This window comes from Nitrospira sp., assembly GCA_016788885.1.
Taxonomy (GTDB): domain Bacteria; phylum Nitrospirota; class Nitrospiria; order Nitrospirales; family Nitrospiraceae; genus Nitrospira_A.
This window is the reverse complement of sequence record JAEURX010000075.1, coordinates 14,337-37,374: the sequence shown is the minus strand read 5'-3', so window position 1 is coordinate 37,374 and position 23,038 is coordinate 14,337. Positions and strand designations below refer to the sequence as shown.

Annotated in this window: 22 protein-coding genes; 21 read left to right on the top strand and 1 reads right to left on the bottom strand. The window is 61.3% G+C overall.

Going from position 1 to position 23,038, the window contains the following annotated elements; all coding sequences use genetic code 11:
• Positions 1-43: 43 nt before the first annotated feature.
• The 20 genes from JNL86_17945 (at position 44) to JNL86_17850 (ending at position 21,517) form a co-directional block, all read left to right on the top strand.
• Positions 44-2,338: a TonB-dependent receptor gene (locus tag JNL86_17945; protein MBL8044795.1), complete on the top strand. Its 2,295-nt coding sequence runs from the start codon at positions 44-46 to the stop codon at positions 2,336-2,338.
• A gap of 395 nt (positions 2,339-2,733) precedes the next feature.
• The gene (locus tag JNL86_17940) at positions 2,734-3,138 is read left to right on the top strand and encodes a hypothetical protein (protein ID MBL8044794.1); all 405 of its coding nucleotides are present in this window, start codon (positions 2,734-2,736) and stop codon (positions 3,136-3,138) included.
• A gap of 217 nt (positions 3,139-3,355) precedes the next feature.
• Positions 3,356-5,572, top strand: coding sequence for a TonB-dependent receptor (locus tag JNL86_17935; protein ID MBL8044793.1), 2,217 nt, complete (start codon positions 3,356-3,358; stop codon positions 5,570-5,572).
• Between the two features lie 166 nt (positions 5,573-5,738).
• Positions 5,739-6,128 (top strand): hypothetical protein, encoded by a 390-nt coding sequence (locus tag JNL86_17930; GenBank protein MBL8044792.1) that lies wholly within the window; start codon positions 5,739-5,741, stop codon positions 6,126-6,128.
• Positions 6,129-6,319: 191 nt separating this feature from the next.
• Positions 6,320-7,537, top strand: a complete 1,218-nt coding sequence (locus JNL86_17925) for a PepSY domain-containing protein (protein MBL8044791.1) — start codon at positions 6,320-6,322, stop codon at positions 7,535-7,537.
• A 73-nt stretch (positions 7,538-7,610) separates the two neighbouring features.
• On the top strand, positions 7,611-8,879 hold the full coding sequence (locus JNL86_17920) for an efflux RND transporter periplasmic adaptor subunit (protein ID MBL8044790.1): 1,269 nt from the start codon (positions 7,611-7,613) through the stop codon (positions 8,877-8,879).
• 11 nt (positions 8,880-8,890) lie between these two features.
• Positions 8,891-9,574, top strand: a complete 684-nt coding sequence (locus tag JNL86_17915) for an ABC transporter ATP-binding protein (GenBank protein ID MBL8044789.1) — start codon at positions 8,891-8,893, stop codon at positions 9,572-9,574.
• Positions 9,571-10,737 carry an ABC transporter permease gene (locus tag JNL86_17910; GenBank protein MBL8044788.1) on the top strand — a complete coding sequence of 389 codons (1,167 nt, stop codon included), beginning with the start codon at positions 9,571-9,573 and terminating at the stop codon, positions 10,735-10,737. Before JNL86_17915 ends, JNL86_17910 begins: the two co-directional genes overlap by 4 nt.
• A gap of 17 nt (positions 10,738-10,754) precedes the next feature.
• The gene (locus JNL86_17905; protein ID MBL8044787.1) at positions 10,755-11,924 is read left to right on the top strand and encodes an ABC transporter permease; all 1,170 of its coding nucleotides are present in this window, start codon (positions 10,755-10,757) and stop codon (positions 11,922-11,924) included.
• 103 nt (positions 11,925-12,027) lie between these two features.
• Positions 12,028-12,375, top strand: coding sequence for a hypothetical protein (locus JNL86_17900; GenBank protein ID MBL8044786.1), 348 nt, complete (start codon positions 12,028-12,030; stop codon positions 12,373-12,375).
• A 95-nt stretch (positions 12,376-12,470) separates the two neighbouring features.
• Complete coding sequence (locus tag JNL86_17895) at positions 12,471-14,858, top strand: TonB-dependent siderophore receptor (protein ID MBL8044785.1); 2,388 nt, start codon at positions 12,471-12,473, stop codon at positions 14,856-14,858.
• A gap of 28 nt (positions 14,859-14,886) precedes the next feature.
• Complete coding sequence (locus JNL86_17890; GenBank protein ID MBL8044784.1) at positions 14,887-16,167, top strand: PepSY domain-containing protein; 1,281 nt, start codon at positions 14,887-14,889, stop codon at positions 16,165-16,167.
• 102 nt (positions 16,168-16,269) lie between these two features.
• Complete coding sequence (locus JNL86_17885; protein ID MBL8044783.1) at positions 16,270-16,602, top strand: hypothetical protein; 333 nt, start codon at positions 16,270-16,272, stop codon at positions 16,600-16,602.
• Between the two features lie 360 nt (positions 16,603-16,962).
• The gene (locus JNL86_17880) at positions 16,963-17,208 is read left to right on the top strand and encodes a helix-turn-helix domain-containing protein (protein ID MBL8044782.1); all 246 of its coding nucleotides are present in this window, start codon (positions 16,963-16,965) and stop codon (positions 17,206-17,208) included.
• Between the two features lie 149 nt (positions 17,209-17,357).
• Complete coding sequence (locus JNL86_17875) at positions 17,358-17,900, top strand: cytochrome P460 family protein (GenBank protein MBL8044781.1); 543 nt, start codon at positions 17,358-17,360, stop codon at positions 17,898-17,900.
• 300 nt (positions 17,901-18,200) lie between these two features.
• Complete coding sequence (locus JNL86_17870; GenBank protein ID MBL8044780.1) at positions 18,201-19,358, top strand: tetratricopeptide repeat protein; 1,158 nt, start codon at positions 18,201-18,203, stop codon at positions 19,356-19,358.
• A 31-nt stretch (positions 19,359-19,389) separates the two neighbouring features.
• Positions 19,390-19,908, top strand: a complete 519-nt coding sequence (locus JNL86_17865) for a cytochrome P460 family protein (protein MBL8044779.1) — start codon at positions 19,390-19,392, stop codon at positions 19,906-19,908.
• 214 nt (positions 19,909-20,122) lie between these two features.
• A complete protein-coding gene (locus JNL86_17860) occupies positions 20,123-20,419 on the top strand; it encodes a hypothetical protein (GenBank protein ID MBL8044778.1) in 297 nt (98 codons plus the stop codon).
• A gap of 255 nt (positions 20,420-20,674) precedes the next feature.
• A complete protein-coding gene (locus tag JNL86_17855) occupies positions 20,675-21,019 on the top strand; it encodes a hypothetical protein (GenBank protein MBL8044777.1) in 345 nt (114 codons plus the stop codon).
• 18 nt (positions 21,020-21,037) lie between these two features.
• A complete protein-coding gene (locus JNL86_17850) occupies positions 21,038-21,517 on the top strand; it encodes a hypothetical protein (protein MBL8044776.1) in 480 nt (159 codons plus the stop codon).
• 168 nt (positions 21,518-21,685) lie between these two features.
• On the opposite strand, the gene JNL86_17845 is transcribed toward JNL86_17850, so the two are convergent.
• On the bottom strand, positions 21,686-22,240 hold the full coding sequence (locus JNL86_17845) for a Slp family lipoprotein (protein ID MBL8044775.1): 555 nt from the start codon (positions 22,238-22,240) through the stop codon (positions 21,686-21,688).
• A 95-nt stretch (positions 22,241-22,335) separates the two neighbouring features.
• Here JNL86_17845 and JNL86_17840 point away from each other — a divergent pair, with 95 nt between their 5' ends.
• A complete protein-coding gene (locus JNL86_17840) occupies positions 22,336-22,980 on the top strand; it encodes a thioredoxin domain-containing protein (protein MBL8044774.1) in 645 nt (214 codons plus the stop codon).
• Positions 22,981-23,038 lie beyond the last annotated feature (58 nt).

Sequence of the window (23,038 nt, the reverse complement as noted above, 5' to 3'; positions counted from 1 at the left end):
GATGACGCCAGGGATTGGGCCGCAGTTGAGGACAGTGGGAACGATGCTGCTGATATGTGGGGTATTCGCCGGTCACGCGGGGGCGCAGAGCGAGACGCCGGGGCCCGGCGCGGTGGAGTCGGAGCAGGTCTTGCGCGAACGGCTGCAGCAGAATGTGCGCGAGCGTGAGCAGCTCTTGCAGCAACTGGAAGACATCGGCCGCACGCGCGACGAGTCGTTGCCGAAAGACGAGCGGCCGGAACGGTATCGCGAAGCGGCTGCTCCACCGGTCGAATCGGGAGCGACTGAGGAGTCGCCGGTCTATGAATTGGCCGACATCAGCATCGTGAGCAAACGGGTGCAAAAACATCCGGAGGGGCTGGCGTTCTCGGCGACGCCGCGATCGGAAACCGATTCGCAGCCGACGCGCACGATGAAAGAGTCGATGGAGTCGCTGCCGGGCGTGATCCTGCGTTCGGCCAACGGCCCCCGCGATTTCGGAGTCTCGATTCGCGGTTCGGGCGTCAAGACTACCGGCGTCGTGCGCGATTTGAAATTTTATGAAGACGGCATCGGCCAAACGCAATCCGACGGATTTTCTCGCCTCGACATGCACGACCCCTGGTTCATGCAGAGCGTGGAAGTGACACGAGGTGCGGCCTCGTCGCTGTATGACAACGCGGCGCTCGGCGGCATGATTCACTTCAAAACGCGCCGCGGCGGTGATATCAACGGGCTTGAAACCTTCTTGAGCGGCGGTTCGTATGGCTATCAAAAGTATGCGGTGGCCCTTGGCCGGGAATACAGCGATGTGGACATCGCCCTCTTCGCCAGCCAGGTCTCTGAAGACGGCTATCTCCGGCACAGCGATTACAATACGCAAACGGTCAACCTGAATTTCCGGTTCAAATTGGGAGACAAGGACAACTTTTATGTGAAGGCCGTGACGAATGCGTTGAATGCGAACGTGCCGACGCGGTTGACGCTCACCCAATTCAACGCGGACTCGCGGCAGGCCGGGGGCACCGGCTTCGGCAACGACCCGCTGCGGTTGGCCCAGCGGCGCCTGGATCGACGGACCGTCATCGGCGGGCTCTATGAACGACAACTCGACGCGAGCACGGTATTCACGTTGGAAGCCGACTACGATGTCCGGGACATCAACCAGACCTTCACGCAAATCAACGATGCCTTCTATCCCAACTTCAAGGGCTATGCGGATCTCCGGCATGACGGCCGTCTGGGCGACATGCCGCTCCGGAGTTATGTGGGGTTCTTCGCCAACAATATGGAACAGGAATCGCAAACGTTCGAGAATCTCGGCGACTTTCGGGGGACGCGCGGCACGCTGGTGCAGAACAGCCGTGGCACCATTCGTAACATCGGCGGACGGGTGCGGGAAGAATTGGAATTCATACCCACGTGGACCGTGGCAGCCGGTCTCGGCTTCCAGCAGTCGCAAATCAGCGTGCAGACCATCAATTACACGGCTGGGGCGCTCGGGTCTTCGCCCAGCGCGGATCGCACCTTCTACAATTGGGCGCCAGAAGTCTCGCTGTCCTGGAAACCCACCGACCAGCACCGCCATTGGGTGCGGGCTTCGACCGGCTATTCCGTGCCGGGCTTCGCGAATTTAACGACCGGTTTGGACGGATTGGCCGGGACGAATTTTTCGATCAAGCCGCAGAAGAACTACAATTTTGAAATCGGCACGGATTCGAAGCTGCACAAGACCTTCGGGGTGCAACTGGTCGGATTCTGGGTCCTGGTCAAGGACGAGATCATTACTCAGGTCAACTCGACCACGGCCGGTTCGTTTGCGATCAACGCCGATTCGTCCCAATACCGTGGCGTCGAGGCGAGCTATGACTGGCGGCCCGCGCCAGGTTGGCGGTTCTCCGGGGCCTACACGCATATCGACGCGCAGTACATCAACTTTGCCGATCAGTTCAGAGTGAACGGGACAGGCCCGGTTACGCAGATTCTGCGGGACGGCAAGTCTGTGCCGAACGTCGCCCGCGATGTCCTGAACCTCAAGCAGGAATACGATCATCCTTCAGGCTGGGGCGGCTGGTTCGAAACCACCTATTGGAACAGTTATTTCTTGAACAACAACAATACCGTGGGCGCGCCGGCCTATTGGCTGCTGAACGCGAATCTGCACAAGACGATTGAGTTCAGCCCGACCTCGTGGTTCAGGTTCGCAAAGTTTTATCTGCAGCTCGACAACATCGCGGACAAACGGTATGTCGGCTCAGGCGGCGTGATCGCCGACAGCACGCCCGATGCAAACAAGACGCTGTTCTTCGCAGGCTATGGGCGAGCCATCTACGGAGGCGTGACGCTGGGCCTGTTCTAACGCACGAGCCACGATGATCTGAAGACAGCGCTGAGCGCCGACTTGAGTGATGGGGCGTGGTCGTCGAGAAGCGTGCTCCCGCCGCAGCAGGCATGATCTCCTATGCTCCCGGCAGGTCATGCCAGGAGTCCGCATGGTCATGTGGTGTATGCACCGGTAGCGGCACGGCTCACGGCCGCGGCCTTCCCGTCAACACCCTCGCGCACTAGCTCAGGCACCGTACGCTTTCAACGATTCACGAGCCGCTGCCGGTTGCACTCGATGCCCGGCTTGCGCTGTAGGCCTTCCCTCGTTCGCCGTACATCACGAACTGTAGCAAGTGTGAGCAATCGTCGGTAGACGAATTTCTCGTCGGTTTCGTAGTATGAGCGCCTTCAATTCGATGGGTAGAGCGTATGAACGGCGTATGGCGCTCCATGCATGGGGCTCGACAGACGACACAGGGTCCGCTCCTGGCGGTTTCCCTCGTCAGCGTGCTGATTGTCATTCGCCTTGCTGCTGCCATTGTCTGCGCGACCTGTTTTACCGAGCTGGAAACGCCGGCGACCCGCAACTTCCATCTCCACGGCGGCGGCGACCGCGAGCCCTGTCACCGCGGGCAGGTCGAAGCCAGGCCGCTGGTCAACTGGGCTTGTTCGGTCAATCAGGATGACAACGCCTTCATCCTGCCGGAGATTCCGCGCCTCCCGGTCGTGGTCGTGCTGTTTGTCCCGTTGGTGGTGTGGTTCGCTTCTTACCGTAGTCTCCTGCTGATTTCGGCCACTGGCCGCAGCCCTCCGCGTACCGCCCGCGCCTGTTAACGCACCATCAACATCATCACCCAAGCGTCTCGAACCTGGCTTCTCTCGGCGTAATGCTGCCTGCGCCGTATGCGTGGATTCGCCTGATGGCGAGCCGGATCGGACTGTGAACGGGTCTTGTCCGCCCTTCTGCCGCAGGCAGCGCGTCGGGCCCGGCGTCCGTTGTCTCTGCCTGAACAGACGGCCTGTGCCAGGAATGAAAGGAAGTTGTGCCGCCATGAAGATGCGTCGTCTCATATCTACACTGAGCACTCGAACCGCGGTTGCTCTTGGGGTCGTTGTCTTGTGTCCTATTCTGTCGACATGGGCGGCCGAACCGCAGTCCGGGGAACCGGCAGAAGAGATTCCGGTGGTGAATGCTCCGGATGTCTTGATCTCGGCCACCCGCACGCCCACCTCCATGGGAAGCGTGAACCAAGCCGTGACCATTGTGTCGGAAGAGCAATTGCGGCAGCAACTGGCCGCCTCGCCAAGCCGGAGTATCACGCAGATTCTGACGAAACTGGTGCCCGGCATGTCGCAGAACGACCAGTCGATGGACTCCGGCACGTCCCTCAAGATCAGAGGACGGTCGATTGCGATCTTGATCGACGGCGTCCCGCAACAGAGCAGCCCAACCACCGAACTCGATCTGGCCCATATCGATCCCAGCGCCATCGAACGCATCGAAATCATCCGCGGGGCGACTGCGATTTACGGCAACGGCGCCACGGGCGGTCTCATCAATATCATTACCAAGCAGCCGGGTGAGGGCAAGCCAAGCTACTACACGGAGGTGCAAGGGAGCGGGTCGTTGACCAGAGTGTTGCGCGGGCTCAGCGGGACCGTGGTGCAGGGCTTTCAAGGCAAGAAAGACTGGTTCGACTACAACATTGTCGGCAGCTTCAACCACCAGGGAGGGATGTTCGACGCGAACGGCTCGCGCACCATGCCCGGCACCAATACGGTCGGCGGATTTGCCGACACCAAGAACTACAACATCATGAGCAAGTTCGGGGCGACCTTCGGCGACCACCGGTTTCAACTGACCTTCAACCGCAAGCAGTCCTGGCAGGATACGAACTATCTGGTGGATCCCAATGTGGACGCGTTGCCACGGACGTTTGCGCGCTACGTACCCGGCTTGTCGTTGGCCGACCAACCCAAGCTGACGAACACGCAAATCAGCGCCGACTACACCCACCCCCACCTGTTTCTCGACAGCCGCGTGCACTTGCAAGGGTACTACCGCACGCAGCAGACGCGGTTTCCAACTTTGGACAGCCGTCTGTTCGGCGGCACGGACGTGCTGCAAGGCTATAACCAAAGCGATGTGTTGGGAACCAGGCTCGACATCACCACGCCCATTCCGCTCTACGGGAAGCCGGAAATCGTGTGGGGCATGGACTTCTCCAGCCAACATGGCGCCCAGTCTTCAACGCTCTACGATCAGTCCGTCTTCGACGGGTCCGGTGGACGGGTATTCAGCAAGAACGGCGATGTGGCCTCGTCTCCCTCGCGTGTCTTCAACAGCACCGCGGTGTTCGCGCAGGGGGAGTGGACTCCGCTCGCCGCGCTGGTCCTGCGCGGCGGCGTGCGGCATGAGCGTGTGAAGGTGTCCAGCAGCGATTTCACCGACAGCACCACGTTCTTGCCGGCCAGTTCGATCGACTTCGACACGACCGTGTTCAATGCGGGATTCGTGTACCATCTGCTGGACCCGCTGGATGTATTTTTCAACTTCAGCCAAGGCTTCAGCGTGCCGGTGGGGTCGATCGACAACGCGTTGGGCAACGTGCCGCCTGGTACCGCCATTTCGCTCCAGCGGTTGCAGCCACAGCGGGTGAATAACTATGAACTCGGGTTGCGGGGAAAATGGAGCAAGGTCCAGGCCTCGGTGTCCGGGTACATTTCGAAGTCGTCCTTGGGTCTGAACTTTGACCAGTTCACGAATTCTCTCCGGCGTGCGCCGCAAACCATCTACGGTGTGGAAGCCACACTTGATGTGCAGCCGATCGAACGGGTGCGCCTGGGCGGCACCTACACCTTCGTGGAAGGCGATCAGACCATTGCCTTCAACCCGGATGTCCGGGTGCCGTTGAACGGCTTCTCCATTGCGCCGCAGAAGATCACCGCCTACCTCGAACACCTGACGGTGCCGGAGTGGGAATGGCGCAACCGAGTTCAAGTGCTCTATTCCGGCAGCCGCTCGCGATCGCTGACGGCGTTCAACTCCGGGATCGATCCTACGGCCGATCCCTTCGGTCAGACGGAATACTTCCTGGTCGATCTGATCAGCACCGTCAAAGCAGGACCGGGCACGCTCCGGTTCGGGGTGGAGAATCTGCTGAACAAACAATATGCGACGCCGTTTAACCAGATTTCCTTCACCAACAGTTTCTACTTCGCCGGGCGTGGGACCACGGCCTCGATCGGCTATTCGATCTATTACTGATCCCACCAAGTTGGAGTGCACACCGGCCCGGCATGATTCCATGCCGGGCCGGTACCCGAGCGTGCGCTCGCCTGTAGCATCCGTGAGCAACCGTTGCTGGACAAGATAGGGAATGGTTTCGTATGGTAAAGCGTCTTTTGATCGTTTCTCGTTCCCGGTGACCACAATGCTGGTTTCTGCCTCACAGCATCATCGATTCAGCCTGGCGCCTCACGCGGCGTTGGCGGTCGCCTGTCTGCTGATCGTCATCCGGCTGGTCGCCGGGTTTCTCTGCCACACTTGTTTCGTTGATTTTGAAAAGCCGGCTTCCCGGAGTTTTCATCTCCATGCCGGGGGAGACCAGGATCCCTGCCATCATGGCAGGGTTGAAGGTAGTCCGCTCACGAACTGGGCCTGCGCCGTGACCCAAGACGAAACGGCGTTCATTCTTCCAGAAATTCCACGTCTCCCTATCGTGGTCTCTGAATTTGTCCCGCTGGTGGTGCTGCTACTGTCCTATCGTACCTTGTTTGAGATTGTGGCCCACGGCCGCGGTCCCCCCGTTCCTCTCTCCTGATCACACGATTCATCCGTACGCAGTGGGCTTCATTCGCATGTGGGTCCGATTCAATCGGAGCTCGTGTCATGGATTGGGTCATGGCCCGTCCTCAGCATCGTCGTTCGGTCGAACGACGTGGATGAGACCGTGGTGATGATACCGGTTGCGGCGCGTTTTCCAGAGGTGTGGTGCGCAGGATCATGAGTCACATGGGACATGAGACCGTCACATCCGCATCGGTGTTGATGCCAGACGCCTCCCGGCGCACTCGCCGACGCGCGTGGCGCGCTCTGTGGGTGCAGGTGCATTTGTATTTGGGGCTATTCGTCGGAGCGCTGCTGGTGGTCTTCGGGGTGACGGGTAGCGTGCTCGTCTTCTTTCAGGAGATCGACGAGTGGCTGAATCCAACACTCCTGACGGTAGAGGTTCCGGCGCCAGGGCCGGATGAGTATCGGCCGGTGGGTGAGATCTTAGCGGCGGCGGAGCGGGCGGCGGCGCCGGGAAGCCGCATCACCCAGGTGTATGGCGCGCCGACTCGTGAACGTGTCGTGGCCGTGTATGTTGAGCAGCCCTCGACAGCCTGGCAGCGAATCTTTGTCGATCCCTATCAGGCCCGCGTGACAGGGGTGCGCAGCTACGCAGCTGGCGAGTGGGTCCCCCGCTATTTCATGGATGCCGTCTTTTCGCTGCATTTTCAACTCTTGGCCGGTGTGAACGGCGTGACTCTTGCGGCGATTGTGGCGTGGCTCCTGATTCTCGCGTTGATCACGGGCGTGATCGTCTGGTGGCCTGTGAATGGCCAGTGGCGGCAGGCGTTGGTCATCAGGAGACCGGTCACACCGTTCCGTCTCCTGTTTGATCTCCATAAGACGGTCGCGCTCTATCTCTGTCTTGCGATCGGGGCGATCTTGCTCTCGGGTGCCTATATGAACTGGGCAGATCCCATCGTCTGGGTGACACAGCTTATGTCTCCGGCAACACGCGGGCCTGTGGAGGCCCCTCATTCCACCCCGCTTGCCGGTGGGCATCCGATCAGCCCGGAGCAGGCGGTGGCGTTGGCGGCGGCTCGCTATCCGGAGGGCCGACTGAGGTCGATCTCCATGCCGGAAGATGCAACAGGCGTCTATCAGGTCGGACGGGAAAGCGTGCCGGGATTGAGCACGTTTTGGTCGGAACGGATCGTGAGCGTGGATCAATACAGTGGTGCGATTCTCGACGTGCGGGCCCCCGATACAAGGCGGAGCGCCGGCGAAACGTTTCTCGATTGGCAATGGCCCCTGCATTCGGGGCAGGCGTTCGGGATGCCCGGCCGTCTGCTCGTGTGTGCAAGCGGCCTGGCCTGTCCGGTGATCTATGCCACCGGGTTCCTCATGTGGTGGCGTAGGCGGCGTGGGCGAGAGCGGCGGCCCGCGGCGGCGGCGTCGTAACTCGCGCTCCGGCAGTTCGAATGGCACTAGCAGGGAGCGGCGCGACTCGCGGCCGTTCCATGGAGGAGGTATCGTGTCTAGTCATCAATCACCCGATCGTCCTGAGCCTCGCAAGTCCGGCATTCACGACGCCGATTTGGACGGGTTGGCGATTCGTCGTCCCGCTCCCGGTGAGCCCTCGCCTGCCGGTCGGCGCCGGTGGATCTGGCTGACGCTGGCCGTCCTGTTGGTTGCGGCCGGATTGGCCTGGAGCGGCGCCTGGCTGCAGCCGGATCAACGGGTCGAGGTGGTTCCGGTGATTCGCATGCCGTCAGGGAGCGGGGCCGGATTGGCGGCGACCGGGTATGTGGTCGCGCAGCGGCAGGCCTCGATTGCGTCCAAGGGCACCGGACGATTGATCTATTTCGGCGTCAACGTCGGTGATCGCGTGAAGGAGGGCCAACTGATCGCACGTATCGAGCATGACGACATGGATGCGCTCTATCGGCAGGCCTTGGCACGGTTGGGTGTGGCGCGGGCGCAACTGGGTGCCGCCAAACCGGAACTCGAAGAGGCGACGCTGAGTTTCGAGCGGGTGAGGACGCTCCTGGAGCAGTCGTTTGTCACCAAATCGGAGTATGACATGGCCTCGGCCCGCCTGCGTCGTGCCGCGGCTGCCGTGAAATCGGCTGAAGCGGCAGTGACCGCGGCCGAGGCGGAACGCCAAAACGCCACGGTTCAACTTGACAATACCAGCATCCACGCGCCCTTCGACGGAGTCATCGTGAAGAAACTGGCGGAGATCGGCGAGGTCGTATCGCCGTTCACCGCCACCGTCCGTTCCGGAGGGTCCGTGGTGAACATGGTCGACCCCTTGTCCGTGACGGTCGATGCGGAGGTGTCGGAATCAATGATTCACCGCGTGCGGGCCGGCCAGCCGGCGGAGATTCAACTCGATTCGGTGCCGGGGTACCGATATCAGGGCGAAGTGCAGCAGGTGATGCCGATCGCCGATCGCGCCAAGGGGACGGTGCTCACGCGCATCCGATTTCGTGACCTGGATGATCGGGTGCGGCCTGAACTGAGCGCCAAGGTCACGTTTGGTCCTGTTCCCGGGACGCCGACAGAGCCGGGGGAAGACTGGGGTGTGCCGTCCACCGCCGTGGTGACGCGCGAGGGGCGGTCGGTGGTGCTCGTTGTGCGTGCGGGTATCGTGGCGGAAGCGGTGGTGCAGGTCGGGACCCCCGCGGCTGGGATGGTCCCCGTGCATGGACCCTTGTCGCAGACCGATGAAGTGATTGTCGCGCCGACCGAAACCATGCGTTCCGGCAGCACGGTGTCGGTCATCCGTCGAGCTTCGTAACGAGTTCGCCCATGGTTGATCCGGTCGTCAGTCTCCAGAAAGTCACCAAGAGCTACAGCCGTGCCGGCACCGAGGTGTCGGTCCTGCAGGATTTGTCGTTCGACATTCCGGCCGGCACCTTTCTCGCGATCATGGGACCGTCCGGGTCCGGCAAGAGTACGTTGCTGAACGTGATGGCCGGGATCGATCGGCCGACGAGCGGATCGGTGGTGGTGGCCGGAACTAGGCTGGACGGCTTGTCGGAAGGCGAGATGGCGCGCTGGCGCGCGCGCCACATCGGGTATGTGTTTCAGACCTACAATCTCATTCCGGTGCTGACGGCGGCGGAGAATGTGGAATTGCCGCTGGCCCTGACGCATCTGACGCGGCGAGAGCGCGCCGACCATGTAAAGACCGCGCTACGGCTGGTCGGGCTGGGTGATCGCATGGATCACTATCCCCGGCAGTTATCCGGTGGCCAGGAGCAGCGGGTCGGCGTGGCGCGCGCCATCGTCAGCGATCCGACCATGATTCTCGCGGACGAGCCGACCGGCAACCTCGATCGCGAATCTGCCGACGACATCCTCACTCTCCTGGCCAGGTTGAACCGTGAATTGGGCAAGACCATCGTGATGGTCACGCACGATCCCCGCGCGGCCGAGCGGGCGCAGATGATCCGGCATCTCGAAAAGGGGCTGTTGGAGTTGCCGCCATGACACTGATCCGCTTGATGCTTCGGAACACGGTCCGGCGGCCGGTGCGTTTGGCGCTGACGGTCGGCGGCCTGGCGATGGTCGTGTTGGCCTTCGGGTTGTTGCGGCTCACGCTGGATGAATGGCACAGCGGCGTGAGGGCGGCGGCCAACAATCGCTTGATCACCGTTCATGCCATGTCCGATTCACTGCTACTGCCCTTGTCGTATCGAGAGCGCATAGCGGTGGTCCCTGGCGTGCAGGTGGTGCATTACGGCAACGTGTTTGGCGTGGAGTACCGGGATGCGAAGGAATCGTTCGGGGCGTTTGCGGAGCAGATGAGCACGTTCTTCGAGACGTACCCGGAAGTCATCCTGAATGAAGCGGATCGTCTGGCGTTTCTCAAGGATCGAGGCGGATGCCTCATCGGACAGAAACTTGCCGCCCGATTCGGCTGGAAGGTCGGTGACGTGATTCCGCTCAAGGGTACGTCTCACCCCGGCAACTGGGAGTTGACGGTGCGCGGCATTTTCCGCAGCAGCAGCCCTGGCATCATGGGTGAAGGCGAACTGTATGTGCATTGGCAGTTTGCCAACGAGCGTCTGAGGACGGCGGCGCCGGATCGAGCCGACCAAGTGGGCTGGTACGTCGCTACGACGGCGCCGGGCGTGAATCCCCGCAGCGTGGTCGCCGCCATCGATGCCACCTTTGCCAACTCCTTCGCGGAAACTAGGACGGAGCGCGAACAGGCCTATATTGCCGGTTGGGTCGCGCGCTCGGGCGCGTTGCTCGATACGTTGGATTGGTTGTCCGGCGTGATGAATGGCATCGCGGCCCTGGTTCTGGTCAATGCGCTGGCGATGGCGGTGCGCGAGCGAACGAGGGAATACGGGGTGATGAAGACCCTGGGCTTCCAGCCGCGCCACCTGGTGGCGTTGGTCCTGGGGGAGTCGCTGCTGGTGGCGCTGGGCGGCGCCCTGGCGGGTTTGGGATTGTTGTACCCGGCGGCGCGGCTCTATGCGGTCATGGTCGCCGGTGGAAAAACGGTAGGCGCCTATGAGATCACCGCCGAGACGATCTGGCTGTGTCTGGGCGTAATGGTCCTGGTCGGCCTGCTGGCCGCCCTCTGGCCCGCCGTGCGTCTCAGCCGTATGACGACGTTGGAAGGGTTGCGTCACAGAGGATAACGTCGCGAGGTCGGCCGGTGTTGTGGAGCGTGTACAGTCTGCGGAATCTCTGGGCGCGCCGCGTCACGACGCTGCTCACGCTGCTGGGCCTTGGGCTTGTCGTGTTCGTGTTCGTGGCCATTCTGATGCTGGCGCACGGCCTGGAGCGGACGATGGGCAGAACCGGGGACCCTGCCAACGCGATTGTGATGAGTAAGGGGGCGCTCTCCGAAATCGAAAGCAGCCTGTCGCGCGATCAGACCGGGGTGCTGGCGGCGCAGCCGGAGGTCGTCACCCTGGCAAACCATCAGGCCGCGGCGGTGCGCGAGATCGCGTTGCAACTCACTTTGCGCAAACAGGAAGGCGGAAGCCTGGCCAGCCTCTCATTGCGTGGCTCGTCGCCCGATGCCGTTGCGGTGCGTCCCCTGGTGCATATCGTTCAAGGACGCCTATGGCAGCCGGGCACGACGGAGGTCATTGTAGGCACCCAGGCGGCCAAGCAGTTTCCTGAAGCCCGGCTCTCTGAAACGCTGCGGTTCGGGCGGCGGGAGTGGACGGTAGTCGGGATCTTCGAGTCGGAGGGCAGCGGGTTCGATTCCGAGGTCTGGGGCGATGCGGAGCAGATGATGGCCACCTTCCATCGGACGGTCTTCTCGTCGATGACCGTGCGGCTGGCCGATCCGACCGTGTTGCCCGCATTCAAGGCGCGACTGGAGCGTGATCCCCGGTTCAAAGTGTCCGTGAAGCGCGAGCCGGAATATTACGAAGGCAAGGCCGAGGGGCTGGCGAGACTGATTCGCGTAACCGGCTTATTCCTGACCGTGGTGTTCAGCGTCGGGGCCATGCTCGGGGCCACGATGACCATGTCCGCTTCCGTCGCGCATCGCACGACGGAGATCGGCACACTTCGCACCTTGGGATTTACGCGCAGCCACATCTTGCAGGCCTTTCTGCTCGAATCGATTCTACTGGGCCTGGCCGGGGGACTGCTGGGTGTGGCCGGTGCGGCCCTGCTCAATTCCGTGACGATTTCGACCGTGAACTGGGATACCGGCGCCGAGTTGGCCTTTGCCTTTCATCTCACCCCCGCGATGGTTGGCGAAGGACTATTGTTTGCCGCCGGCATGGGAGTCATCGGGGGCCTCGTGCCCGCCGCACGGGCGGCCCGCATCGAGATCGTCCACGCACTCGGACAACGGACGGTCTAAGTTCTGCTCGGGCCCCATACTGTACAATCTGTAGCAGCCGTGAGTACCCGTCCGTAGGCAGGCTGGCGAGCCTCTGTTATAAGCTCGCGCAGGAGTCTGTCTCATGTCTCGCCTCCGTCGATCCTGGACATTGTATGTCGCGCTTCTCCTGCTCCTACCGGTCTGGTGGTGGGTCGGCCTGCCGCCGCTCTGGAGCCCGGTCGATCTCGCCGAACACTATGTCACGACGCCAGAAGAAGAGCATTGCAATGAGGTCTGCCCTCATCCGACCTCTTTGGTAGATCCGCCGCAAGCCTCGTCGCTTCAAGCCGTTGCCTCTGATTGTTCCCATCCGCCGGCGTGTCTCGTCACGCGCTTGCCCCACCTCCGCAAGCTTCGACCTCCACCGCCGAAGCTGATCACCGCCACACTGCACAGTCTCCGTGCTCCTCCCGCGCTGATGCTCGCGTAACACCCCGGTTCGCCCATATGAGGCCGACAGCTGTTCGGGCGAAGTCTGGCTTCGCTCTGGCCGCAGACCCATTCGCATCAACGAGGAGCATCACGATGTTGTGTTCAGTCATGTCTCTGCCCCGTGAGTTCACCGGTATCAGTCGAGGCCGTTCGGTGACGGCTGCCGTCATTGTCCTTCTTCCCATGCTCTCTGCCTGCATCGGACCCCATGTCCAACCGGCGCCAGCGCCGCAAAGTCAGGCAGGCATCGTCGAGCCGGCAGATCGCGTTGATCCTGCTCCGCAAGCCGAACAGATTCCATCGCAGACAACCGCTCCCTCGGCGCCTCTGCCCTTGCCGGTTTTGCCGGTGGAGGTCGCTCGATCCGAGGGGCTTCAGGAGGCGGGAGACATCCCGGTGATCGAAGCCAAGCCTGTGATCGTGACCGCACAGCGCGAGTCGTATGCCGTGGATTCAGCCTTTACGGCGACGAAGACTGATACTCCGCTGATGGAAACGCCGATGGCCGTGCAGGTGGTTCCGAAGCAGGTCCTGCAGGATCAGCGGGTGAATCGACTGCAGGATGCCTTGCAGAACGTGAGCGGAGTGCGCTCCAACAACAATGACGTCGAAGGGTATGTCTACAAGTTGCGGGGGGTTAACAGTCTCCATGTCTTCCGCAACGGTCTGACCTTGGCGGGCGGCCTTGGCTCCAACCCAGGGATTCATGAGACCGCGAACCTCGAACGGGTGGAGGTGCTGAAAGGGCCGGCCTCCGTGCTGTTCGGGCGAGCGGAGCCGGGCGGGTTGATCAACCTCGTCACCAAACGTCCCCTCGCGACACCATATTACAAGCTGGAGCAGGAATTCGGCTCCTATGATCACTATCGAACGGTCTGGGATGCGACCGGACCGTTGAATCAGTCCGGCACGATCGGCTACCGATTGTCGGGCGCCTATCAGGACTATGGCTCGTTTCGAGATTTTCAGGGCGGGCGGCGGGTGTTTCTCGCGCCGGTCCTAGCCTTCAAGCCGACCGATCGGACCGATCTGGTCATCGACCTGCAGTATTTGAGGAACGATGCGCAGAGCGATACGATCTTTCCGGCTCTCGGCAATCGCCCGGCGCCGCTCGCGCTTCACCGGTCGTTCCAGGAAGCCAACGATCCCCGCGACTGGACCGGCAATTTCAACCTCGGTTACGACCTGACCCACCGGTTCAACCAAAATTGGTCGCTCACCAGCCGCTTTCTGTTCAGTAAAGGCAGCATGAAAAAGCTGAACGTCTTCGCCACGGCGCTGGACGACGCGACCGGGGTGCTGGACCGCACCACGCAGTTCCAGAAGCTCATGAGCACCACCTACGCGACCAACCTGGATCTCAAGGGGAAGTTTGATGCGCTGGGCGCGAAGCATCAGGTCCTGGTCGGCGTGGACTACCTGCATGATGCCTACGACTATAGCTATGCGGAGGGCCTTTCGAATTTCCCCATCAATATTTTCAACCCTGTGTATGGCAGCGTTCCGACCTCGGCCTATGACGAGGCCTTAAACGGGGCTGGGTTTCGAAGTTTTGCCTCGTCTCTCGTGAAACAGGCTGGCGTCTATGTTCAGGATCAGATCACCCTCTTTGGCAAGTTGCATGTCTTGCTCGGAGGACGATACGACCATGCCGAAGTCGGGCAGGGCAACAGTGACGTCTCTCGCGAGGAGGCCATCACCGATCGCCACGGACGATTCGTGAGAACGGACGAGCAGTTCAGTCCGCGCGCCGGGATCCTGTATCAATGGACCGCGCAGTTGAGTACATACGCGAGCTATTCAAAATCCTTCGGTGCCAACAACGGTCGCTCGGCGACTGGGGAGGCGCTGCCTCCCGAGAGTGGTGAGCAGTTCGAAGTGGGCACCAAGACCGAGCTGTTCCAGGGATTCTCGGCCACCGTGGCCCTGTTTCATTTGATCAAGAAGAACATCCTGACACCGGATCTGACCACTCCGGATCCCACCGACGCTAGGGCGGTCGGCCAAGCGCGCAGTCAGGGTGTCGAAGTTGACCTTCTTGGTGCGGTGACCACGCAACTGGATCTAATCGTGACGTACGCGTATCTCGATACCAAGGTCACGCGGGACGACAGCGGCCTGCAGGGTAATCGGCTGGACAATGTGCCGTCGCATAGTGGGCGAGTCTTTCTTGTGTATCACTTCGGTGGCGAGGGCGGATTGGGCTGGCGGGTCGGTGGAGGCGTCTCGGCGGCCAGCGCGGTGTCTGGAGATCGGGAAAACACGTTCAATCTGCCCGCGTATTACAGGCTGGATGCCATGACGAGTTACACCGCCATGGTTGGTGGCCGGCGCCTGACGGCTCAACTCAACCTGCGCAATCTGACGAATACGAAGTACTTCGACGGGACCGATATCTTCTACAACCAGCGGTTGCCGCGGTTTGGCCTGTTTGCCGCACAGCCCCTCATGGCGTTCGGCACAATTCGAATGGAGTTCTAAATGCAGGCCGCTGCAGAAAGGAGCCGGTATGTTCACCAGACCGTTCTGGGTACGACTCCATCGTTGGGCCGGATTGGCCATGGCGGGCTTTTTGATTGTGGTCGGCCTAACGGGAAGTCTGCTGGCGTTTTATCCGGAGCTTGAGCGACTCGTCCATCCACACTGGTATTCGGAGCGCGATCCGGCCGTGTGGATGGGCGCCGGCGCGCTGGCCGAGAAACTGGAGAGGGCCGAGCCACGATTGCGCGTCCAGCAGTTGTCGTTGCAGGGCTTCGACGGCGCGAGCTCCGCCTGGGTGGAGCCTCGGCTTGATCCGGCTACCGGCAAGTTGTTCGAGCTGGGCTACGATTATGTCCTGCTCGACCCGGCGACGGGCGCCGTGCTCGACCGGATTCGGTGGGGCTCGCTGCTGAACGGATGGACCGGCCTCATGTCTTTCGTCTACGCGTTGCACTATGCGTTAGCACTGGACATGCCGGGTGTCTGGATTCTGGGAATCTGTGCCTTGGTGTGGACGCTGGATTGTTTTGTCGGGTTGTATCTGACCTTCCCGGCCCGGCGGCCTCGTAAAACACAGGCGCATAGGCAGCCGGCGTCCGGCGACGCGAACTGGTGGGCGCGCTGGAAGCGAGCCTGGATCATCAAGCCCGGCAATGCCCATCGCGTCAACTTTGACCTCCACCGGGCCGGCGGTTTGTGGCTGTGGGCGGCGCTGCTGATCTTCGCCTGGTCGAGTGTTTACATGAACTTGTGGGACACGGTGTACACCTGGACCACCCGTGCGCTTTGCGAGTATCGCCCTTACTGGACGGAATTTCGACCACGTCCCATTCCGATGGAGCAGCCGAGATTGAATTGGCTGGATGCGCAAGCAGTCGGAGAGCGGTTGATGGCGGCGCACGTTGCGCAGGCGGGATTGACGGTGCGCCGGCCGGTGGGGTTGCGGTTGTATCGGGAATTCGGGGTCTATCAGTATCAAGTGGAGAGTGATCGAGAAATCGACGACCGTCCGCGTCGATACACCACGCAAGTGTGGTTCGATGCCGACACTGGCGCGCTACGACTCGCGCTGCTGCCGCGCGGCCAATATGCGGGCAACACCATCAGCAACTGGCTCTATGCCTTGCACATGGCCAATGTCTTCGGTCTGCCCTATCGCATGTTCGTCTGTTTTTTGGGGTGGGTGGTGGTGATGCTTTCCGTGACGGGTGTATACCTTTGGGCCAAAAAACGCCGTTCGAAGGCGATGGCCCATTCTCGCCGTGCACAATTCCCCATCGTTCAGGCCGCGACCGGGGTGCGGCCATGAAAATGGAGCGCGACTCACATTGTGTAGCAAGCATGAGCATCCGTCGGTAGACAACTTCTGCGGAACGGCGTACTTGATAGGCCAGGTGAGAACTTTCAGACCATGAACCGACGAACCACCCACACCACTGTCGCTGGCCTCGCACTCGGAATCGTCTGCGTGTATATGGCGTTGGCTCTCGTGGCGCCGGGCTGCTCCTTTGCCCACGCCTCGCCGTCGGACGGTCATCATCAGCACTCCGATACCGACACCCATTCCAGCCTCTGCTCCTGGGCCTGTCAGGCGACATCAGATGTCGGCCCGATTTCTCAGGGTGATGCGGGGACGGTCTGGGTGACGCAAACTCAGCCAGTGATCTCTTCTCCGCTCCTCCTGACCTCCGGGGATCCTTCGTCCCTGCATGCCCGTGCACCGCCGATCTCCGTGAGGGGATAGTTCGGGCGGGGCGCGCGTCGCGTTGTCTTCACAACATTGTTGAGAGTGGGGCCGTTCGGGTCGAAACCTGGAATGGGACCTCACCGCGTGAGCCGCTGCCATCGGGCGTTTGGCCCGAGCTATTCGCTCGATGCTTCTGCGTTCGAGGTCGGACTGCCCTCCACCTCGAACCTTCCGGCAGCGCAGGCGCCATCCCTGTGACCTCCGCTGCCGGCCCCCACGCGGGAAGTGCACGTGGTTGATAGGTATCGAGTATGGTGGACCCGGTGATCTCTGAAGGTTCGTGCCCCTTCCTGTCGCCGGGGCTGGAGCGGTTGTACTACCGCTCCACTCCACCGCCACGGTTTCGAGAGGTGTGTGATGGATCAGCCGCTCTTGCGGGTCAAAGATGTTGCCCAATTGCTGCAAGTAAGCAAGTGGACGATCTATCGCTGGATCGACGAAGGACGGCTGGATGCCACAAAAATCGGGACCGGCAGTTTGCGCGTCTTTCGCCGCTCCGTGATGGCACTGGTCGATGGTCAACGGACCGACCTGCGTCCGTCGGAATCTGCGCCGCACCTGAACGTGGTGCCGTTGACCGGGCGTCGATCGCCCAAACGGTAAGTGCATCGTGACGGATCCTGGGGTTGTGCACCCTTCTTCAGGATCTGCCTCCCCGGGGTGAATGGGACGGCCTCCCCCTTCACCCCGGCCCTTCGGGGCCAATCGCGAGATGTGAACGGAGTGCCGGTCGTGCGGAGAGGAGACGCGTCATGATCAAGCCGATAGGCGTGGTTGCGGTCTGTGTGAGTCTCGGGTGGTCTGGGCTGGTTGGAGACGTGGCGATAGCTGCGTCCCCCAAGGACGGCGAGATCGCCCTTCCCGCCGACTACGTGAGTTGGCCGAAGTTCTTGAGCGAGGTGCAACGGGAGGATACGAAACAGGTGCGGGAGCTCTACGTGAGTCCCGGTGGCACCAAGGCCTGTCCGACCGGTTCATTTCCAAACGGTACCAGGTTGGTGATGGAGCTGTACAAGGCCAAGACCGATGGCGAGATGCTTGTGAAGGGCGCAGAGGGGAAATTGATCAAGGGCAGTCTGGCGAAAGTGTTCGTCATGGAAAAGAACGACGGATGGGGCCAGGACGTGCCGGACCATCTCAAGAATGGCAACTGGGTGTTTGGTGCCTATGGCTCGGATGGAACGCGTCTGGCCGAAGATTTCACGAAATGTCGGGCCTGTCATGCGCCGCTGGCGCAGAAAGATTATGTGCACCGGGTGGACGAGTTTTGCGCGCAAAGCCAGAAGGCGCACTAGCGCGTGGCATCGACCGGTGGGATGTGAACGTGCGTGGCCTGTGTGCGGGTCTTGACCTACCTCCTCGCAGGACACCCGTCGGGGGGCGGTGGTTGGCCGCTCCCCACCTTCTCCGGTCTTGTATCGGTTCCCTCGGATCCTGAGGTTGTGCACCCTTCTTCAGGATCTGTCTCCCCGGGGTGAAAGGGACGGCCTCCCCCTTCACCCCGGCCCCTCGGGGTGGTGGCCGCGGGTACCGAATCAGAAACACGTGACGAGATGAATCGGAGTCGAGCGAGCGTAGGGAGGGAATCGACCATCATGGGCAATCGGATGAAGCAGCGGTGGTGTCGCCTGGGACTTGTCAGCCTGCTTGCGTGGACCCTGTTCGGAGGCATGAACGGGCTCGACGCCGCGGAACCGGATGCGTGGAGGCAGCGCTTCGAGGCGGGGGTACAGGCTAGGGACGCGGCACACTACGCCGAGGCCGAGACCCTTCTGACGCAGGCATTGTGGGAGGCCGAGCAGGGGCGGGCCGATGACGCTCGAGTGGCGTTGGCCGCGAATCATCTGGGGTTGCTGTATCACGACCAGGGGCGGCTGACGGAGGCGGAATCACTCTATGCGCGGGCACTCGGCATTTGGGAAGCGCGCTTGGGCTCCGAGCACGAGGATGTGGCCGCGGCGTTGAACAATCTGGCTGAAATCGCCCATGCCAAGGGCGATTGGACCGCGGCGGAACCTCTGTACGAGCGGGTGTTGGCGATTGAACGCAAGACGCTGGGCGCGGCGCATCCCGACGTCGCGGTCAGCCTGAACAACCTGGCGGAGCTCTATCGCAAGCAAGGGCGGGAGACGGCCGCCGAATCGTCCTACCAGCTCGCGCTCACGCTGATGGAGCAGGCGCACGGGCCTGAGCATGTCGAACTGGGGCCGGTGCTCAATAACCTGGCCGCCTTGTACAAGGGGCGCGGGCTGTATGTGTGGGCGGAACCATTTTATGAACGAGCCTTGCAAGTGCGCCGGCTGCGCTTCGGCAGCGAGCATCCCGCCGTAGCGATGGGATTGAACAACGCCGCGTGTCTCTATCAGGCCGAAGGGTTGTATGCCGATGCGCAACGTTTGTTCGGCGAGGCCCTCGAGATTGCCGAACGAGTGTCCGGTCCGCAGGCCTCCTTGACCGGCACGATCACCGGCAACATGGCGTTTCTCGCGGACGAGCAGGGGCTGTGGATGCAGGCGCAGCTCCTCTACCAGCGGGCGCTGGTCATTCAGCAGCAACAACTTGGGTTACATCATCCCACCGTCGGGTTGTTGGCGGACCGGTATGCACGGGTGCTCGATCTCTTGGGGCAGCCGGTGGAAGCGGGGTTATTCGCGGCGCGGGCTGCGTCGATTCGCGCACGAATGCAGTCCGAAGCGGTCAAGCACGGGGCAGGGCGTCGCCAGGGCCCGATGGTCGGTGAAATCCGGCGGTAACCGTCGAGATGATCAGAAAGGAAGGTGTGTCATGCCGGTGAGTCATGCAGTGACAGTGCCCTCTCGAATGGACATCGTCGGGATGCCGCTCGACGAGGCGGGACTGAATGTGGCGGTGGTGCGGTTGTTAGCGCTGGCGCTGGACATCAGCCAAGGGTGGTCGCCGGCTCCTCCGGCCGCCGGGCTGTTGATTCCTTTCGGGTATCGAGCCTGGCCGAGCCTGGCGTCGGTTGTCGAGTCGCGGGAGGGTGCGCAGCAGCTGCGGTTCTACGTGTGCCCAAAGGCCTTGCTGACGACCGATTCCGAGTCTTTCCCGGTGGGGACGGTCTTCGTGGTGGAATCCCTGCCGTCCGGTGTGCCGGGACAGGGATCGCGTCCGTCGTTGTTTGTGATGGAAAAGTGTGCCGGTGTGAGCATGAGCAGTCGGGGATGCGGGCAGAGGGAGTCATGGATCTATGCGAGCTGGGATTCGACCGGCTCCCCCGCGACGACGGAACCAGGCCGTTGTGGAATTTGCCGATTGCCCTGGTTGCCCGCGGCCCATAGCTGATGATCGGTGGACGGGGCTCGACGGTTGGACTGCGCTGACCACGCAGTGAGCCCCGATGAGGGAAGCGTACGCCCATACGCTTCCCTCTCCCACCATCCTTTCAGTCTTCCCGCCACCGAATCCGGTCTGGCAGTCACTCAACAATCTGTGCCGAATGTTGTACAATGCGCCCCACGAAATCCGTCGGGCCACTAATTACTGGGGAGGAATGATGATGACTCGTCTACGCGTTGGAGTGGTGGTACTGTCGCTTTCTACGCTTGTGGTTGCTGCGCCGATGGGGTATGCATTAGCCGACGGCGGGCATGTGAAGGAAACCATCAAGCACGCTAAAGAGGGTGTGGAGCACGAGAAGGAAGCGATCAAGCACCTGGAGGAATCGGTCAAGGCCAGCAACGATCCCCATGCGAAGGAAGCTCTGGAGCATGCCAAGGAAGCCGTCAAGCATGCCGAGGAGTCCCTGGCGCATGCGGAGCAAGCGTCGAGCAACAAGGGAAAAGGAAAGAAATAAACCCTAGGCGATGTCGAGGGGGAGCGCCGGGACCAGTCGGCCCTCCCCCTGAGGCCCTCGCCCTGCGCGCTCTCGCCCCCGTGCTGCTGCTCAATCTCACGTGAGAGGTCCCCGGTCGGATCGGTCCCGAGCACGCTTCTTCTTGTCGACTTCAGCCTAGTCGATCGTGTAGCATCCGTGGGCATCCATGAGCGGGCGTCTGTAGACGGCCGGGCTTGCCGGGGCTATAACTCCTGACCCTAGGGAGGTAGCTCCATGCGGACACTCTTCATCGCCCTGCTGCAGGGACTGGTGCTGATCGGTGGAACGGCAGGGTGGGCGGCGGACGAGGCGCTTGAGTGGTTGTTACGGGCGCAGGCGTTCAATCGGGAGTTTGAGGGATTCGATTCGTACTACGTGAGGATCGAAGCCGATCACCCGCAGCCTGACGGGTCGCATGAAGTGCTGGCGGTGGCCAGCGGCAAATTTTTGGATAATACCAAGCGTATGAAAGTGTTATTTCTCATCATGGATGGTCACATCATCGGCGGTCAGGTGCTGGAAGGCCAGGGTCTTCCTCCGTGTCTGGCGCCGGAGCATCGTTCGTCTTCATCCCTTTAACCTGACAGGAGGTTGTGTATGTTGAGTCGGAGTGCAATCTTGTTTCTGGGTGCGTTGAGTCTGTTGTCGAGTGCAACGGGAGCTTGGGCATTGCAGGCCGGTGGCGTTGAGGTGGGTGACCTCCAGACCGGTTCCGTGGTGGGGCAGCCGTTCAAGGAATTGGAAGTGGACGCGGAGTTGTATGCGGTTGAAGTGGGCGGCCTGAAGGCCTGGTATCCACCGACGACCGTCATCGACTTCAAAATCCGTCCCGGCCGTCCGGTCCTGCTAAAGGTGACGAATAACACCTCCACGGACCGTGGTTTCCAGATGACGGACCCGATTAACGCAGCTTCCCCGTTTGTGCTGAAGGCGGAAGTGGTGCTCAAGGCGGGAGAGACCAAGTATATCGGTATCCCGACCAGCGACCTGTTCAACGCTACGCAGGGCAACACGCTGACCTATCGGGATCAGTTGAACCCGAAGCAGCCCGGCGGCCAGTTGATCATGATTAAGTAACTACCGAAGCCACTCGGTGGGAATAACGCCCCGTTCATCCGTTCGGATGGACGGGGCGTTGTCGTTCTGAACGAAAGCATTGTGGGGCTTGTCTGGCACCAGGGCGCTGAGGCGTCGGTGTGGGTCGCAAGGGGCGCGGCCGTCGGTCGATGGCCAGGGACCGGAACGTTACCAATAGTAGGGAAACCGCCCATACGGTCCCCAGTAGGGCTGCCAGAATGGGCTGTAATAGGAATAGGGGCGGTAACGGAACTGATCCGAGTCTTGTGAGGGAAGCCAGGTGCGGAAACTCTTGATCTCAATCAGCGGGTAGACGTAGTCGGTTTCGTCCAACGGCAGGGTCATCGAGCCGGTAAGTTCGCCGGTGATTGTAAGGAATGTGCCAGGAGGTACGGTGGCCGGGTCCAGGAATTCACGTTGAATCGCCACGAACCGGCCTTGAGATTTCATCAGGTCCAGGGCCGGCTGCTGGGCGCTGTTCAGCGGCAACTGAAGCACTTCCAGGCGCGTGCCGTCTTTCAGACGCCGGGCCGAGAGGACTTGCCCACCCAGCACCAGGGCCTGTCCCTTGAACGAGTCCGGTGTGGCTTTGATTTGTGAAAATTGGGGCGTCGAGGCAGCGCTGTCTTCTGTCTCGCGCTGGTCGGCGGAAGTCGCGCAGGCTGTCAGGATCACGGCGATCGAGAAAATCCCGAGCGCCTGTAGAAGTTTGTCCCGCATCATTGGCATTATATCAGACGCATAAGAGCGCGGGCATTGTTTATAATGCCGAATAGTCTATGGGATACCGGTTCATGTCTGAAAAAGGAGTGCAGCGTATGGCGAAGCGTCGTGTATGGCATGGTGGTCTGTTTATGGGGCTGGTGGCGATGGCGTTGTTCGGATTGACGGGCATCGCCCAGGCGGCGAAGCCGGAATTGAAGGGCAACTTTCAGGTGTTGAGCGACGAAAAATCGACCCACAAGCCGGGAAAAGTCCAACTCGTGGAGTTCGCCGATTTCTATTGTCCGCATTGCCACCGATTCGACGGTGAAGGGCTGATGATTCTCGAGAAGGAATTCGGAAACAAAATCGAAGCGGTCATGGTGGGGTATCCTGTCATTCCCGGCAAGTTGCCGACGGCGTTCGATATGTATGAGCAGGCGAAGACCATGGGGAAGGGCAACGAAATGAAGCGCGCGCTCTTCCGAACCATCCACAAGGACAAGATCGGCATCATCGACAAGGCGATTCGCGAAGTCTTGATCCGCGAGGTCGGCCTGAACCCGGCGGCATTCGAAGAAGGACTGGCCAGTGCCAAACCGGCCAAGGCGTTCGAAGACGGACGGAAATGGGGCGATCGCATCAAGATCCAGCAGACCCCGACCGTCTTGCTCGACGGCAACATCAAGGTCGAGCAGATTGACCCCGAGAATTTGAAGGTTATTATCCAAAGCATTCTGGACGGCGACGGCAAGAAATAGGAGTCGTCTCTCGTGAAGCGTCCCTGACCGGACCGTGATACGAACGACGAGATACGAG